This is a genomic window from Frigoribacterium sp. PhB116 (genome assembly GCF_004364285.1).
Taxonomy (GTDB): Bacteria; Actinomycetota; Actinomycetes; order Actinomycetales; family Microbacteriaceae; genus Frigoribacterium.
Window position 1 is genome coordinate 545668 of sequence record NZ_SOBE01000001.1, and the last position, 15653, is coordinate 561320.

Below are 15653 nucleotides of genomic sequence, written 5' to 3' on the forward strand. Positions count from 1 at the left end.
CGCCACACCTCCAGGGGTGGTCTGCTGAGCTGCGCGACTCCACGGCACCGACGGCGCCCGTCGCGCACCTCTCCCGGAAGGAGAACACCATGATCGGACTCATCATCAGCCTGCTCGTCATCGGCCTCATCGCAGGGTTCATCGCCCGAGCGGTCGTCCCCGGGCGTCAGAGCCTCTCGATCGCCATGACGATCCTCCTCGGCGTCATCGGCTCGTTCGTCGGCGGGTTCCTCGGCTTCCTGCTGTTCCAGCACGACCCGACCGACGGCTTCTTCCAGCCCGCCGGCATCATCGGCTCGATCATCGGCGCGATCGTCGTCCTCGCGATCTGGGTCGCCGTCTCCGGCCGACGCAGCGCCGCCCGCCGCTAGGGCCGTCGTCGTCGCGGGGGTGCGCCGGGCCGTCACGGACGTCCCGGCCCCTCCCCCGAGGCGGTGGGCCTGCTCAGCGCCCGGCGGCGTGGCGGGCAGCCACGTCGGCCGCCGTCAGGGCGACGTCGTAGACCGCGGTGTTCTCGAGATCGCCTCGGTAGTGCGGACTGGACGGCGCCTCCGGCCACACTCCCCCCACCGTGTCGTAGCCGATCCGCCACCAGCCCAGGAAGTCCTCGGCCGCGTTCTGCGGCGAGGACGCGACCTGCGCCCCGTCCACGTAGAGGACCATGCCCGACCCGTCGAAGGTGACGGTGGCGAGGTGCCACGCCCCGTCGGCGTAGGAGGCGGTGCTCGACATCGTGTACTGCTGGCCGCTGTACACGCCGAAGACGAGCGTGCCCCGGTTCGTGAGGTAGAGGTGCCGGTCGTACTGGGTCGACGCCCCCGCCTGGCTGTTGCCGAAGCCGACGAGCTTCCCCCCGGCTGTCGTCGTCGTCCGGAACCACGTCTCGATCGAGAAGACCTGGGGCGCCCTCAGCCGCTCGGGCGTCGTGACCTGCCCGGTCACCCCGTCGAGCGACAGCCACGGGCTCGGGCCCGACGCGCAGCTCCCGCTCTGGATCATCGCCCCCTGGGTGAGCGTGCCCGCGCGCCCGTTGCCGCTGCTGTCCCGCAGCGACGTGCCGGCACCGTCGTTGTACTGGTAGGCGAAGTGCGTCTGCGCGGCGACAGGTCGATCGAGGCAGGTGAACCGTGACGTGGCGAGGCTGCTCGCCGTCGAGGTCGTGCCGGCGAACGCGGAGTGGCTCGAGCCCACGACCAGCAGCAGCACGGCTACGCCGCCGACCACGGCGAGCACCGTCCCGGACGCCCTGGCCGCCCACGTCATGGTCGTCACGGGGGCACGCGCACGGTGACGGGACAGACCGAGCGGGTCGACCACCTCCTCGTCGCCCCTCGGCTCGAGCCGGGTCAGGGCGATCAGCGCCAGCACGACCAGCGACGCCAGCAGGCCGCCGGCCACACGGTCGCCGCCGTGCCAGAGCATCGGGGAGCCGACCCCGGGCACGAGCAGGACGCCCACGCCGTGGACGTCCTCGACCGGCACCGGGCTCGAGTCGGCCGTCGTGTTGGCGTCGCCCTGCAGCCGGAGCCCGTCGGCGGTGCTCTCGACCAGCCGGTGCAGCCGCAGCTCGCCGGGGCGGTCAGGGTCGTCCACGAGCAGGACCTGACCGGGGACGAGCTCGTCGGCGTCCAGGGGCATCGCCACGACGACGTCGCCCGCGACGATCGTCGGCGCCATCGACCCCGAGACGACGGTGGTCGGCGACCAGCCCCAGAGGGCCGGCACGGCTGCCCAGAGGAGGAGGCAGGCGATCGTCGTGAGGGCCACCCGCGCACACGTCGCGACGCAGAGGGCACCCCAGAAGGAGAAGGCCGTGCGGCCGGGCTGCGGCGTGGTGGTCGGGGTCATGACAGGACTCCCGCTCCGAGTGGTCGACCGGGGTCGACCGCGGTCAGCGGGTCTGGGCCTCCCAGGTGAAGGCGAGGGCGGCACGCGAGTCCTGCCCGGTGTTCGGAGTGGCCGAGCTCAACGTGTAGGTGAACTGGAAGGAGCGCGACTCGGGGGCGGTGCCCGACGGCGACCAGGTCGGCGCGCCGGTCGCGTAGCCGGTGCGTTGGCTCGCGAAGTCCGCGAGGGTGCCCGACCAGACCTGGGCGTCCTGGGTCGCGGGCGTGAACCCGTCGCACGAGGCGCTCGACCCGCCGGTGCCCTGCACGATCCGCAGGTCGAGGTAGGACGAGAGCGAGTTCGTCGTCGTCGCCGACGTGCCGTAGAGCCTGACCGCCGACGGCAGGGTGCCCTTCGACGTGACCGTGATGCACTTGCTGCCCGTGTCGCCGGGCTTCAGGCCGGAAGCTGAGAACAGGGCGACGTCGGAGTCGTCGTCCGTGAGCTGGACGGTGCCGGTCGACCAGTTGCTGGTCGGGTTCGACGTGGTGGCGGAGAACGCCGAGTACGAGGCGGTCGAGATGATCGCGCCGGAGGCGATCACGGCGACGGGCAGGGCTGCCCAGCGGGCACGGCGCGTCCAGCGGGCGCGGCTGATCGTTCGGGACATGTCGGGAGGTCTCTCGGGTCGCGCCTCGGGAGCCCCCGGTGGTGCCGGTCGGGTAGGGATTCGCGAGGGTCGGCACGGTGCCGATGACGTGACGGTACCGACGGGTCGCCAGGACGGTAAGGGGTCGGGTGTCCCCAAAGATGGGGATGTCGCTGTACCCCGCGCCTTCCTGCGCCTGTTCCGCCACGCGACCGAGCGGCCGCACTCACTTTCCGTACGTCGCCGTGCCGTGCGCCGCCGTCCACCGCGAGCCGACACGGCGCAGGGGCCTGAGCAGCTCGCGCGCCGCTGACGATCGATTCGGGGTCGGCCGACCACGACGTCCGAGGACACGACGGCTCGACACGTGGATCACGACTCGCGGGGTGGGCCCTACCGGGCTCGAACCGATGACATCCACGGTGTAAACGTGGCGCTCTACCAACTGAGCTAAAGGCCCTCGCGCCGGGCGGGCCGGGCGAGCAGGAGACAGGTTATCGCGAAGCAGACGCGACCGGCGCCTCCTGCGGGCTGGCCCTGACGGCGAGTCAGGCCGGGACGGACGTGAGCTGGTCGAGCGCGGCGCGGTAGTCGGCCAGCGAGCGTGCCTGGCCGGGCTCGGTGAGGAAGTGCTCGCGGATGACGCCGTCGACGTCGATGAGGAACGTAGCGCGGGTGGCGAAGCCCTTGTGCTCGAGGAACACGCCGTACTCCTTCGAGACCTCGCCGTGCGGCCAGAAGTCGGCCAGGAGGGTGAAGTCGTAGCCCTCCTCCTCGGCGAAGGCCCGCAGGGTCGCCTTCGAGTCGACGGAGATGCCGATCAGCTCGACGCGGGCGTCCTGGAACATCGCCAGGTTGTCGCGGAGCGTGCAGAGCTCGGCGGTGCAGGTGCTGGAGAAGGCCAGCGGGAAGAAGACGAGGGCGACGGGGCGCACGCCGCGGTAGTCCGCCAGTCGCACGTGCTCGCCGAACTGGTTCGGCAGATCGAAGTCGGGAGCCTGGATGTCGTTCTCCAGCGCCATGAGCACGTTCCTTCCGCGCCGGTCCGGGCGACCGACGTCAACACGAGGAGCGATGTTACGCCTCTGACGGCCGCGCGCGAGGACGTTCTCCCAGGGCGTGCCGAGCCTCCGTCGGCGGAGCCAACTAGACTCGCCAGGTCAGTGCGCGACGACGACCCGGGACCCGAGCCGCGTCGAGCTGGCCGCCGTGCGCCCCCGTGGGGCGGCGGCTGTTGTCCACCACACACGAGTGATAGAGGTCAAGGGTGACGGTAAACGATCAGGATCCGTACACGGTCGACACGACCGACCAGGATCCCGAGGAGACCGCCGAGTGGAGGGAGTCCCTCGACTCCCTCGTCGCGGCGCAGGGCCACGAACGCGCACGTCAGATCATGAAGAGCCTGCTGTCTCGCTCGAGCGAGCTGCACCTCGGCGTGCCGATGGTCCCGAAGACCGACTACGTGAACACCATCGCCCCCGAGGACGAGCCCGAGTTCCCCGGCGACGAAGAGCTCGAGCGCCGTTATCGCCGCTGGGTCCGCTGGAACGCGGCCGTCACGGTGCACCGCGCCCAGCGCCCCGGTGTCTCGGTCGGCGGCCACATCTCGACCTACGCCTCGTCGGCCGCACTCTACGAGGTCGGCTACAACCACTTCTTCCGCGGCCAGGACCACGCGGGCGGCGGCGACCAGGTCTTCTTCCAGGGCCACGCCTCCCCCGGCATGTACGCCCGCGCGTTCCTCGAGGGCCGCCTCGGCACCGACCAGCTCGACGGCTTCCGCCAGGAGAAGTCGCACCACACCGGCGGCCTCAGCTCGTACCCGCACCCCCGGCTCATGCCGCAGTTCTGGCAGTTCCCGACCGTGTCGATGGGCCTCGGACCGATCAACGCGATCTACCAGGCGCAGGTCGCCAAGTACCTCACCAACCGCGGCATCAAGGATGCCTCCGACCAGCAGGTCTGGGCGTTCCTGGGCGACGGCGAGATGGACGAGGTCGAGAGCCGCGGCCAGCTCCAGGTGGCGGCCAACGAGGGCCTCGACAACCTCAACTTCGTCATCAACTGCAACCTGCAGCGCCTGGACGGCCCGGTGCGCGGCAACGGCAAGATCATCCAGGAGCTCGAGAGCTTCTTCCGCGGTGCCGGCTGGAACGTCATCAAGGTCGTCTGGGGCCGCGAGTGGGACGACCTGCTCGCCCGCGACACCGAGGGCGCGCTGCTCAACCTGATGAACACGACGCCCGACGGCGACTTCCAGACCTACAAGGCCGAGAGCGGCGCGTACGTCCGCGAGAACTTCTTCGGCCGCGACCCCCGCGCCCTCGAGCTCGTGAAGGACTTCACCGACGACCAGGTCTGGAACCTCAAGCGCGGCGGCCACGACTACAAGAAGGTCTACGCGGCCTTCAAGGCCGCCAGCGAGCACAAGGGCCAGCCCACCGTCATCCTCGCGAAGACCGTCAAGGGCTACGGCCTCGGCCCGGCCTTCGAGGGTCGCAACGCGACCCACCAGATGAAGAAGCTCACGCTCGACAACCTCAAGCAGTTCCGCGACGAGATGCGCATCCCGATCAGCGACGCGCAGCTCGACGAGGACCCGTACCTGCCGCCGTACTACCACCCGGGCGACGGCGACGAGGCGATCCAGTACCTGCACGAGCGCCGACGCGCCCTCGGCGGCTACGTGCCCGAGCGCCGCAGCAAGTACACCGAGATCGCGGTTCCCGAGGCGAAGTCCTACGACGTCGTCCGCAAGGGCTCGGGCAAGCAGGAGGTGGCCACCACGATGGCCTTCGCCCGCCTGCTCAAGGACCTGCTGCGCTCCCCCGACTTCGGCCACCGCATCGTCCCGATCATCCCGGACGAGGCCCGCACCTTCGGCATGGACGCGTACTTCCCGACGTCGAAGATCTACAACCCCAACGGGCAGCACTACACGTCCGTCGACCGGGAGCTGCTGCTGGCCTACAAGGAGAGCCCGCAGGGCCAGCTCCTGCACGTCGGCATCAACGAGGCCGGCGCCTTCGCGGCCTTCACCGCCGTGGGCACGTCGTACTCGACGCAGGGCGAGCCGCTCATCCCGGTCTACGTCTTCTACTCGATGTTCGGCTTCCAGCGGACCGGCGACGCCATGTGGGCAGCGGGCGACCAGATGGCCCGCGGGTTCATCATCGGCGCCACGGCGGGCCGCACGACGCTGACCGGCGAGGGCCTGCAGCACGCGGACGGCCACTCGCTGCTGCTCGCCTCGACCAACCCCGCCGTCGTCTCGTACGACCCGGCGTACGGCTACGAGCTCGGGCACATCGTCAAGGCGGGCATGGACCGCATGTACGGGAAGAACGACGACGGCACCCCGTCGCACGACGACCCGAACGTCATGTTCTACATCACCGTCTACAACGAGCCGATGCAGCAGCCCATCGAGCCGGACGACCTCGACGTCGACGGCGTCGTGCGCGGCATCTACAAGTTGAAGTCCGCCGAGAACCTGGGGCCCCGCGCCCAGCTGCTCGCCTCGGGCGTCGGCGTGCGCTGGGCCCTCGAGGCCCAGCAGCTGCTCGCCGACGACTGGAACGTGGCCGCCGACGTGTGGAGCGTCACCTCGTGGAACGAGCTGCGCCGCGACGGTCTCGAGGCCGAGGAGCACAACTTCCTCAACCCGAGCGCCGAGCCCCGCACGCCCTACGTGACCGAGAAGCTCCAGGGCTCCGAGGGCCCGGTCATCGCGACGTCCGACTTCATGGCGGCCGTGCCCGACCAGATCCGCGAGTACGTGCCCGGCGACTACCTGACGCTCGGCGCCGACGGCTTCGGCTTCTCGGACACCCGCGCGGCTGCTCGTCGGTTCTTCAAGATCGACGGCCCCTCCATGGTGGTCCGCACGCTGCAGGCGCTCGCGCGTCGCGGCGACGTCGACCGCAGCGTCGTCCAGCAGGCGATCGACCGCTACCAGCTGCACGACGTGACGGCCGGCACCAGCGGCACCGCCGGCGGGGAGAGCTGACGACCGCGTGAGCGCCGAGCGGGTCCCGGCCTCGCCGATGGAGCCGTCCGCGGCCACGAAGGAGCGAACGCTCGCGTGGCTGCGGACGGTGTCCGGGGAGTTGTCGACGGCGACCATCAAGCGGCTGGAGGAGACGCTCCCCTGGTACGGCGACATGCCGCCCGGCCGCCGTTCGGCGGTGGGGCTCGTCGCCCAGGCGGGCATCACCTCCTTCATCAGCTGGTTCGACGATCCCCGGTCGACGCCGTGGATCGCCGCCGACGTGTTCGGCGCGGCCCCTCGAGAGCTGCTCCGCTCCATCAGCCTCCAACAGACCCTCCAGCTCATCCGGGTCACGGTCGAGGTGGTCGAAGAACGCGTCAAGGACGGCGACGACAGCCTGCGGGAGGCGATCCTCCTGTACTCGAGGGAGATCGCGTTCGCCTCGGCCGACGTCTACGCCCGGGCCGCCGAGGCGCGCGGCCTCTGGGACGCCCGGCTCGAGGCCCTCGTGGTCGACTCGATCCTGCGGGGCGAGTACGACGACGAGCTGCCGAGCCGCATCGCCGCGCTCGGCTGGCACGGCCACGGCGAGGTGTCCGTGCTGGTCGGCACGGCCCCCCGCATGCTCGACGTCGACCAGCTCCGCCGCACGGCGCGCCACCTCGACGCCGACGTCCTGATCGGCGTGCAGGGCAGCCGGCTGGTGCTCGTGATCGGCCGAGCCGAGCAGGAGACCGACGAGAACGGCGTCTCGACGTCGCAGCCCCCGTTCACCGACATCGCGTCGGCCCTCGAGCCCGGCTTCGGCGACGGCCACCTCGTGCTCGGCCACGAGGTGCCGAGCCTCGTCGAGGCCGCGCAGAGCGCCAAGGCCGCCCTCGCCGGGTTCGCCGTCGCCCGGTCGTGGCGGAACGCGCCTCGTCCGGTGCTCGCCGACGACCTGCTCCCCGAGCGCGCCCTCGCCGGCGACCCCCTCGCCCGCTCGACCCTCGTCAACCGCATCTACAAGCCGCTGAAGACGCACTCGACCGAGCTGCTCACGACCCTGTGGTGCTACCTCGACAACGGGCGGTCGCTCGAGGCCACGGCACGCGAGCTGTTCGTGCACCCCAACACGGTCCGCTACCGCCTCAAGCGCGTCTCGGACGTGATCGGCTGGGACGCCACCGGCTCACGGGAGGCCATCGTGCTGCAGTCGGCGCTCATCCTCGGGTCGATCGCCGACACGGACGGGCAGACGCCCCGGCGACGCTGACCGCTGCGGTCGCGGCTGTGGGTCGCGGCTGTGGTGATCCACAGTGTCCCCAGCGATCTTTGGTCGAGTTGCTCCACACGGACGGGACACGTCGTTGGCATGATGGTCGAGTGATCGTCGTCGTAGCGCCCGGACAGGGCTCCCAGTCCCCCGGATTCCTCGAGCCCTGGCTGGAGGACGACGCCCAGCGCCGCCTCCTCGAGCAGCTTTCCGAGTCGGCCGGCGTCGACCTCGTCGCCCACGGCACGACGTCCGACGCCGACACCATCCGCGACACCGCCGTGGCCCAGCCCCTCATCGTCGCCGCCGGCCTGCTCACGGCTCGCGCCCTCTTCTCCCGCGTCGACCGCAGCCGCGTAGGCGGCGTCGCCGGCCACTCGGTCGGCGAGTTCACCGCGGCGGCCGTGGCCGGCGTGCTCACCGACGACGACGCCGTGCGCCTGGTCGCCGAGCGCGGCCGCGCGATGGCCGAGGCAGCCTCGTCGGTCGAGACCGGCATGAGCGCCGTCCTCGGCGGGGACGAGGCCGAGTTCGCCGCCCGCCTCGAGGCCCTCGGGCTCACCGCAGCCAACCACAACGGCGGCGGACAGATCGTCGTCGCGGGCGAGCTGAGTGCCCTCGCCGCCCTCGCCGCCGAGCCGCCCGCCAAGAGCCGGGTCGTGCCGCTGCAGGTCGCCGGGGCGTTCCACACGCGCTTCATGGAGCCGGCCGTCGAGCGCCTCCGCACCGCCGCCTCCTCCGTCACCGCCTCGGACCCGACCCTGCGGCTCTGGACGAACCACGACGGCAGCGCCGTCGACTCCGGCAACCGCTTCGTCGAGCTGCTCGTCGGCCAGGTGTCCTCGCCTGTCCGGTGGGACGCCGTCATGACCTCGTTCGCCGACGCCGGCGTCACCGGCATCGTCGAGCTCGCCCCTGCGGGCGCCCTGACCGGCCTCGCCAAGCGCGCGCTGCGCGGAGTCCCCTCCGTCGCGGTGAAGACCCCCGACGACCTGCAGGCCGCCGTCGACCTCCTCGAGGGAGCAGAATGACCACCCCCCAGCTCAAGCAGCAGCACGGCGCCGAGTACACGCGCATCCTCTCCATCGGCGCCGCCCGGGGCGACCAGGTCGTGCCGAACGCCGACATCGTCGAGCCGATCGACTCGAGCGACGAGTGGATCCAGCAGCGCACCGGCGTCGTGACGCGCGTGCGGGCGTCGTCCGAGGTGCACGTCGTCGACCTCGCCGAGGCCGCCGCGAACGAGGCGATCGCCAAGGCCGGCATCCGTGCCGACCAGATCGGCGTCGTGCTCGTCTCGACCATCAGCGGCGGCGTCGCTACCCCCTCGGTCGCCTCGCTGCTCGCCGAGAAGATCGGTGCGAACCCGGCCGCCGCCTACGACATCTCGGCCGCCTGCGCCGGCTACGCCTACGGCATCGCGCAGGCCGACTCGTTCGTGAAGTCCGGTCTCGCCGAGTACGTGCTCGTCGTCGGGGCCGAGAAGCTCAGCGACTTCATCGACCCGACCGACCGCACCATCTCGTTCCTCCTCGGCGACGGGGCGGGCGCGGCGGTCGTCGGCGCGAGCGACACCCCCGGCATCGCCCCCACCGTCTGGGGCAGCGACGGCTCGAAGTGGGACGCCATCCGCATGACGAACACGATGCAGGAGTACCGCGCCGGGGCCGGCGAGGTCGCCTGGCCCACCCTCCGCCAGGAGGGCCAGACCGTCTTCCGCTGGGCCGTGTGGGAGATGGTCAAGGTCGCGAAGCAGGCCCTCGAGCAGGCCGGCGTCACGAGCGACCAGCTCGCCGCGTTCGTGCCTCACCAGGCCAACATGCGCATCGTCGACGAGTTCGCCAAGCAGCTCGGCCTGCCGGACACGGTCGTCATCGCCCGCGACATCGCGACCACCGGCAACACGTCCGCCGCCAGCATCCCGCTCGCGACCCACCGCCTCCTCGAGGAGCACCCCGAGCTCAGCGGCGGCCTGTCGCTGCAGATCGGCTTCGGCGCGGGGCTCGTGTTCGGCGCCCAGGTGGTCGTCCTCCCGTAGCGCGCCGCGACGGCGCGCCGCCGCCGCCCTGTATAGGCTTTACCCCGGTCACCACGACACCCCCTCAAGGAGAACACACCATGGCACTGTCCACCGAAGAAGTCCTCGCCGGCCTGGCCGAGCTCGTCAACGACGAGACGGGCATCGCGACCGACACCGTCGAGATGGACAAGTCGTTCACCGACGACCTGGACATCGACTCCATCTCGATGATGACCATCGTGGTCAACGCCGAGGAGAAGTTCGACGTGAAGATCCCCGACGAAGAGGTCAAGAACCTCAAGACCGTCGGCGACGCCGTCACCTTCATCACCAAGGCACAGGACTAGACGTCGACGGCCCGGTCTCCCCTCGGGGCGACCGGGCCTCTCCGTCCCCCCTCGTGGGCTCCGCGCCTGCCGAGGGACGCACCGTCTCTCCAGGAGAATCGTCATGACCAAGAAGATCGTCGTCACCGGCCTCGGTGGCACCTCCCCCCTCGGCGGCACCGCCGTCGACAGCTGGAACGCGCTCCTCACGGGCGAGTCCGGCATCACGACCCTCGAGCAGGAGTGGGTCGCCAAGTACGAGCTGCCCGTCACCATCGCCGGCCAGGCCAAGGTGCCGTCGGCCGACGTGCTGGACCGCCGCGAGACCAAGCGCCTCGACCCGTCCAGCCAGTTCGCCCTCACCGCCGCGCGCGAGGCCTGGGCCGACGCCGGCTCGCCCGAGGTCGTCCCCGAGCGCTTCATCGTCGACTGGGCCACCGGCATCGGCGGCGTGTGGACCCTGCTCGACGCGTGGGACACCCTCCGCGAGAAGGGCCCGCGGCGCGTGCTGCCGATGACCGTGCCGATGCTGATGCCCAACGGGCCCGCCGCCGCGATCTCGATGAGCCTCGGCGCGCGCGCCGGCGCCCGCACGGTCGTCTCGGCATGCGCCTCCAGCACCGAGTCGATCGCCATGGCCTACGACCACCTCCAGTCCGGCCTCGCCGACATCGCCGTCGCCGGCGGCTCCGAGGCGGCCATCCACCCGATGCCCCTCGCCTCGTTCGCGGCCATGCAGGCGCTCTCGAAGCGGAACGACGACCCGGCCACCGCTTCCCGTCCGTACGACGTCACCCGGGACGGCTTCGTCCTCGGCGAAGGAGGCGCGGCGCTCGTCCTCGAGACCGAGGAGCACGCGCTGGCCCGCGGCGCCCGCATCTACGCCGAGCTGATCGGCGGAGCGGTCACGAGCGACTCGTACCACATCACCGCCCCTGACCCCGAGGGCACCGGTGCCGCCCGGGCGGTCATCGCGACGCTCGAGAACGCCGGCGTCGAGCGCGACCAGGTCGTGCACGTGAACGCGCACGCGACCAGCACGCCGGTCGGCGACATCGCCGAGTACCACGCGATCAAGCGGGTCTTCGGCGACCACACCTCGAAGCTGATCGTCTCGGCGACCAAGGCGTCGACCGGGCACCTGCTCGGCGGTGCCGGAGCCATCGAGGCCCTCTTCACGGTGAAGGCGCTGCACGAGCGCATCGCTCCCCCGACGATCAACGTCACGCAGATGGACGACGAGATCGACCTCGACGTCGTGGTCGGCGAGCCGCGCCGGCTGCCCGACGGCGAGATCGTCGCGGTCAGCAACTCGTTCGGCTTCGGCGGGCACAACGCGGTCGTCGCGTTCCGCTCGGTCTGATCCTCCCTGCCCGCGCCTCCGCGACGGGCGCGACGAAGGCCGGTGTCCCCACGGGGTCACCGGCCTTCGTCGCGTCGCGCGGGTGCGTGGAGGTCAGCCGACGGGCGTCGACGACCGAGGTCAGCGACCGAGGCCGGCGACCGAGGTCAGCCGACCTTGTGCAGCCAGACGACGGGGTTGCCCTCGCCGCTGTAGCGGAACGGCTCCAGTTCGTCGTCCCAGGCCTGGCCGAGCGCGAGCCGCAGCTCGCGGTGCAGCTCGAGCGCGTTCGAGCCCGCGATGTCCATGGCGTAGCGGATCCGGTCCTCGGGCACGACGGTGTTGCCCGCCGTGTCGGTCTGCGCGAAGAACACCCCGAGGTCGGGCGTGTGCATCCAGCGCCCGCCGTCGTTCTCGACGCCCGGATCTTCCGTGACCTCGTACCGGAGGTGCTCCCAGCCGCGCAGCGCCGAGGCGATGCGCGCGCCGGCACCTTCGTCGCCCTGCCAGGAGAACTCGGTCCTCTGGGCGCCGGAGAGGACCGGCTGCGCCACCCAGGCGAAGTTCACGGCGTGCCCGAGGGCACGACCGACCGCCCACTCGACATGCGGGCACAGTGCACGAGGGGACGAGTGCACGAAGAGCACTCCCCTAGCCGTTGCAGCAGCCACGATTCCTCCATCCGTTAGGTGCGACTTCCCCATCGACCTGTGGACACGTGGACCGTGTGCGTGCTCTCGTGCATGTTCGGTTGTGTGCGGACCTCGGCCCGCTGGGTCGATCATGACACGTGCTCCCTGAGCGTCACAACCGTGCAACGGCTGGCAATCGATCGGGCCTGCCCCGCGGGGCGGTGCGTGACCCCCGACGAGGAGGCGGCGGGCGCGCCCTCGGACCCGCCCGCGCCTCCTACTTGGCCTGCGAGTAGTCGTCGACGACGGCCACGGTCAGCGGGAACCGCACCGGGGCGTCGCCGAACAGCATCCGGCCCGCGGCCGCAGCCGCCTCGACGACGAGGACCGCGACCTCGTCGGCCGTGTCCGCCGGCGCGTGCACGACGACCTCGTCGTGCAGGAAGAACGTGAGGTGCGGGGCGTCGTCGCCGCGTTCGCCGAAGCGGTCGTGCAGCGCCTGGCGGAACGCCCCCAGCCAGCACAGCGCCCACTCGGCCGCCGTGCCCTGTACGACGAAGTTGCGGGTGAAGCGCCCCCACGACCGGGCGTCGCGCCCGACCTCGGCACGGGGCATCTCGGGCGGCAGCTCGTCGGCGGCGGTGTCGGCCGGCGACGGCGAGGTCCGCCCGAGGAGGGTGCGGACCACTCCCCCCTGCTCGCCGGTCCGGGCGGCGGTCTCGACGAGGGCCATCGCCTGCGGGAACCGGCGTGCCAGCCGCGGTACGAGACGCCCGCTCTCACCCTGGGTCGCGCCGTACATCGCCCCGAGCATCGCGACCTTGGCCTCGGCCCTGCTCGCCACCGCGCCGCTCGCCACGATGCCCTCGTAGAGGTCGCCCTGGCCCGCCGCCGCCATCGCGCGGTCGCCCGAGAGGCCGGTCAGTATGCGCGGCTCGAGCTGCGAGGCGTCGGCGACGACGAGCTTCCAGCCCGGGTCGGCCACGACGGCAGCCCGGACGGCCCTCGGCAGCTGCAGGGCGCCTCCCCCGCTCGTCGCCCAGCGACCGGTGACGCTGCCGGCCGGCACGTAGTCGGGCCGGAATCGCCCGTCACGCACCCAGGCGTCGAGCCAGGCCCAGCCGTTGGCGACGAGCAGCCGCTGTCGCTTCTTGTACCGCAGCAGGGGCTCGACGGCGGGGTGGTCGTGACGCTCGAGCTCCCACTTGGTCGTCGAGGCGACGTGGACGCCGGCCGAGTTGAGCGCGCGCACCAGCTCGGCGGGCGAGTCGGGGTTGAGGTCGGGGGCGTCGAGCCGGCTCCGCACCTCGTCGAGGTCGGTGCGCATCAGCGCCGGTCGTTCCCCCGCGGCCGGCCGTGGCCCGAGAGCCTCGCTGAGGACGCGGTCGTGTACGCGGGCCGACCACGGCACGCCGTGGTGCCGCATCTCGACGGCGATCAGCGCGCCCGTCGACTCGGCGGTCGTCAGCAGCTCGAGTCGTGCCCGCTCGGGGCTCGTCTCGATCGCCGCCCGCTGACGGAGGAACTCCCCTGCCGGATCGGGCAGCGACTCGGGCAGCACGTCGAAGAGCCCGTCGCGGGGACCGTCCACGCCCTGCGGGACGTCCCACGGGCCGCGGGGCGCCCCGTGCAGCTCCGACCCGGCCGTCGCGACGGCCGACCGCAGCAGCGCGTGGCAGAGCCGCAGGTCGACGCAGCGCGCCACGCGGACGCCCGCCTCGAGGAGGCGCGGGTACCACCGGGGGGTGTCGTCCCAGACCCAGCGGGGCCCTGCCGTGCCCTCGGGGCGCGACTCGCGCCTCCGGACGGCCTCGGCCAGGTCGGCGTCGCCGACGACCTCGACGTCGGCCGGGGCCAGTACCTGGTCGGGGGCGGGACGCCGCCACGTCGTCAGCTCGACGTCGCCGTCGGCGAGGCGACGGGCGAGCACGAACATCCGTCGATCATCCCACCCCCGGGCGACAGGACGCGCCCACGGCCCCGGAGCCTCGCCGCTCGCTCCGTCGGGACCGGCCACGCCGTCAGTGCAGCAGGGCGCCGTCGCGGTCGAGCACGTTCTTCTCGCCGGCCTCGATCGGCACTGTCAGTCGGTTCTGCGGGGGCGGGATCGGGCAGTTGAAGGCGTACGAGAACGCGCAGGGCGGCAGAACTGCCTGGTTGAAGTCGAGCACGATCGTACCGTCGTCGCCGGGGGTCGGGAAGAGGAAGCGGCCGACCGAGTAGGTGCTCTCGCCGTTCGTCGCGTCGCCGAAGACGAGCTGGAGGCGTTCGCCGGAGCCGCTCGGGAACGCGGCCAGCTCGTGGTCGACGCCGCCGAGCGAGAACCGGATGAGCCCGGGCAGGGGCTTCGGGCGGCTCAGGTCGAGGTCCGCCTGGTGCCGGATGTCCACCTCCGTGCCTGCCTCGGTCGGCACGAAGTCGGCCGTCACCACCCAGGCAGGCTCGTGCTCGAACGAGTCGATCGACCCGAACCGACGGATGCCCTCGGAGTCCGCGTCCCAGACGCGCAGCCCCCAGCTCGTGCTCTCGTCGTTCGCGATGACGGTCCCGGAGAGGGTGTCGGAGAACCTCACGGCGCTCGGCGTCACCGCGTCGTCGCCCACGACGAGCACGGTGCCGTCCACGACCTCGCCGTCCACCTGGACGCCGTCGGCGGCCGTCGCGGTGACGAGGAGCCCCGCGAGGCCGTCGGGCGCCGGGGCCCAGGTGCCCGCGACGCCCCAGACGGGCTGGGCGGAGTCGACCCACTGCGTGTTGACGAGCGCCAGGGGGCCGCGCGGGCTCACGGCGCGGGCGCGCCTGGCCTCGTGGAACCGGGCGAGCTCGTCGGCGGGGCTGCGGGTGTCGGTCATGCGTCCTCCTCGGGGTGCGCGCGGGTCGCCGCGTCGGGCGTGACCATCATCGACCCGTCCGGGGCCGCGCGCCCTGCGGCACGGCGAGGTCCGGGGCTGATCGGCCCGGTGGGCGGGTCAGACGTCGTCCGGGACGCCCAGGCGGCCCAGCTGCTCCTCGAACGAGACCACGTCGACGAACGGGTCGCGACGCTCGGTGTGCCGCAGGGAGACCAGCGCGGCGAACTCGTCCGCCGCGCGCGTCACGCGCTCGGGCAGGCCCGTGGTCGTCGAGTCGCCGGCGCCCCAGTCCTCCGCCGCGGCGAAGACGCCGGTGGGCACGACGACGGCACGCAGGTAGGAGAAGAGCGGGCGCAGCTCGTGGTCGAGGACGAGCGAGTGCCGCGCCGTGCCCGCCGTCGCGCCGATCAGCACGGGCGTGCCGGTCAGGGCCGTGTTGTCGAGCACGTCGAAGAACGACTTGAAGAGGCCGCTGTAGGAGCCCGTGAAGACCGGCGTGACGGCGACGACCCCGTCCGCGGCGCCGACGGCCGCCAGCACGTCCGCCAGCGCCTCGGACGGGAACCCCGTCAGCATCGCGTCGGTGACGTCGTGGGCGTGGTCACGGAGTTCGACGACCCGGAACTCGGCGGGCGAACCCTGGTCGAGCAGGGCCCGGGCGCTCGCCTCGGCGAGACGGTCGGCGAGGAGCCGGGTGGAGGAGGGCTGGCCGAGCCCTGCCGAGAGGACGATGATCTTCCTGGTGCTCACGGGGCG

General features: G+C 72.0%; 14 protein-coding genes and 1 tRNA gene. 7 read left to right on the forward strand and 8 right to left on the reverse strand.

Annotation, left to right across the window (positions count from 1 at the left end; translation table 11 throughout):
• Positions 1 to 89 precede the first annotated feature (89 nt).
• Positions 90 to 371: a GlsB/YeaQ/YmgE family stress response membrane protein gene (locus EDF20_RS02460; protein WP_123546074.1), complete on the forward strand. Its 282-nt coding sequence runs from the start codon at positions 90 to 92 to the stop codon at positions 369 to 371.
• Between the two features lie 73 nt (positions 372 to 444).
• Here the strand turns inward: EDF20_RS02460 and EDF20_RS02465 are convergent, their stop codons facing one another.
• The 4 genes from EDF20_RS02465 to EDF20_RS02480 all read right to left on the reverse strand — a co-directional run bounded on the left by EDF20_RS02465 (position 445) and on the right by EDF20_RS02480 (position 3498).
• On the reverse strand, positions 445 to 1848 hold the full coding sequence (locus tag EDF20_RS02465; protein ID WP_133737599.1) for a LamG-like jellyroll fold domain-containing protein: 1404 nt from the start codon (positions 1846 to 1848) through the stop codon (positions 445 to 447).
• Between the two features lie 43 nt (positions 1849 to 1891).
• The gene (locus EDF20_RS02470) at positions 1892 to 2497 is read right to left on the reverse strand and encodes a hypothetical protein (RefSeq protein WP_133737600.1); all 606 of its coding nucleotides are present in this window, start codon (positions 2495 to 2497) and stop codon (positions 1892 to 1894) included.
• A 366-nt stretch (positions 2498 to 2863) separates the two neighbouring features.
• Positions 2864 to 2936, reverse strand: a tRNA-Val gene (locus EDF20_RS02475).
• Positions 2937 to 3024: 88 nt separating this feature from the next.
• Complete coding sequence (locus EDF20_RS02480) at positions 3025 to 3498, reverse strand: peroxiredoxin (protein WP_123546080.1); 474 nt, start codon at positions 3496 to 3498, stop codon at positions 3025 to 3027.
• Positions 3499 to 3743: 245 nt separating this feature from the next.
• Between EDF20_RS02480 and aceE the strand changes: the two genes are divergently transcribed.
• From aceE to EDF20_RS02510, 6 genes are all read left to right on the forward strand, one after another.
• On the forward strand, positions 3744 to 6488 hold the full coding sequence (gene aceE / locus EDF20_RS02485; RefSeq protein WP_133737601.1) for a pyruvate dehydrogenase (acetyl-transferring), homodimeric type: 2745 nt from the start codon (positions 3744 to 3746) through the stop codon (positions 6486 to 6488).
• 37 nt (positions 6489 to 6525) lie between these two features.
• Entirely contained in the window at positions 6526 to 7725 is a 1200-nt protein-coding gene (locus EDF20_RS02490) for a helix-turn-helix domain-containing protein (protein WP_133738084.1), read from the forward strand.
• Between the two features lie 110 nt (positions 7726 to 7835).
• Positions 7836 to 8756: an ACP S-malonyltransferase gene (locus EDF20_RS02495; RefSeq protein ID WP_133737602.1), complete on the forward strand. Its 921-nt coding sequence runs from the start codon at positions 7836 to 7838 to the stop codon at positions 8754 to 8756.
• Entirely contained in the window at positions 8753 to 9763 is a 1011-nt protein-coding gene (locus EDF20_RS02500; protein WP_133737603.1) for a beta-ketoacyl-ACP synthase III, read from the forward strand. Before EDF20_RS02495 ends, EDF20_RS02500 begins: the two co-directional genes overlap by 4 nt.
• 80 nt (positions 9764 to 9843) lie before the next feature.
• Entirely contained in the window at positions 9844 to 10092 is a 249-nt protein-coding gene (locus tag EDF20_RS02505; RefSeq protein ID WP_056054313.1) for an acyl carrier protein, read from the forward strand.
• A 103-nt stretch (positions 10093 to 10195) separates the two neighbouring features.
• Positions 10196 to 11434 carry a beta-ketoacyl-[acyl-carrier-protein] synthase family protein gene (locus EDF20_RS02510; RefSeq protein WP_123546090.1) on the forward strand — a complete coding sequence of 413 codons (1239 nt, stop codon included), beginning with the start codon at positions 10196 to 10198 and terminating at the stop codon, positions 11432 to 11434.
• 146 nt (positions 11435 to 11580) lie between these two features.
• On the opposite strand, the gene EDF20_RS02515 is transcribed toward EDF20_RS02510, so the two are convergent.
• From EDF20_RS02515 to EDF20_RS02530, 4 genes are all read right to left on the reverse strand, one after another.
• Positions 11581 to 12117 carry a DUF3145 domain-containing protein gene (locus EDF20_RS02515; protein ID WP_123546092.1) on the reverse strand — a complete coding sequence of 179 codons (537 nt, stop codon included), beginning with the start codon at positions 12115 to 12117 and terminating at the stop codon, positions 11581 to 11583.
• A gap of 205 nt (positions 12118 to 12322) precedes the next feature.
• Positions 12323 to 13981, reverse strand: coding sequence for a bifunctional 3'-5' exonuclease/DNA polymerase (locus EDF20_RS02520; protein ID WP_133737604.1), 1659 nt, complete (start codon positions 13979 to 13981; stop codon positions 12323 to 12325).
• A gap of 85 nt (positions 13982 to 14066) precedes the next feature.
• Positions 14067 to 14897, reverse strand: coding sequence for a DUF1684 domain-containing protein (locus EDF20_RS02525; RefSeq protein ID WP_133737605.1), 831 nt, complete (start codon positions 14895 to 14897; stop codon positions 14067 to 14069).
• A gap of 117 nt (positions 14898 to 15014) precedes the next feature.
• A complete protein-coding gene (locus EDF20_RS02530) occupies positions 15015 to 15647 on the reverse strand; it encodes an FMN reductase (RefSeq protein ID WP_133737606.1) in 633 nt (210 codons plus the stop codon).
• Positions 15648 to 15653 lie beyond the last annotated feature (6 nt).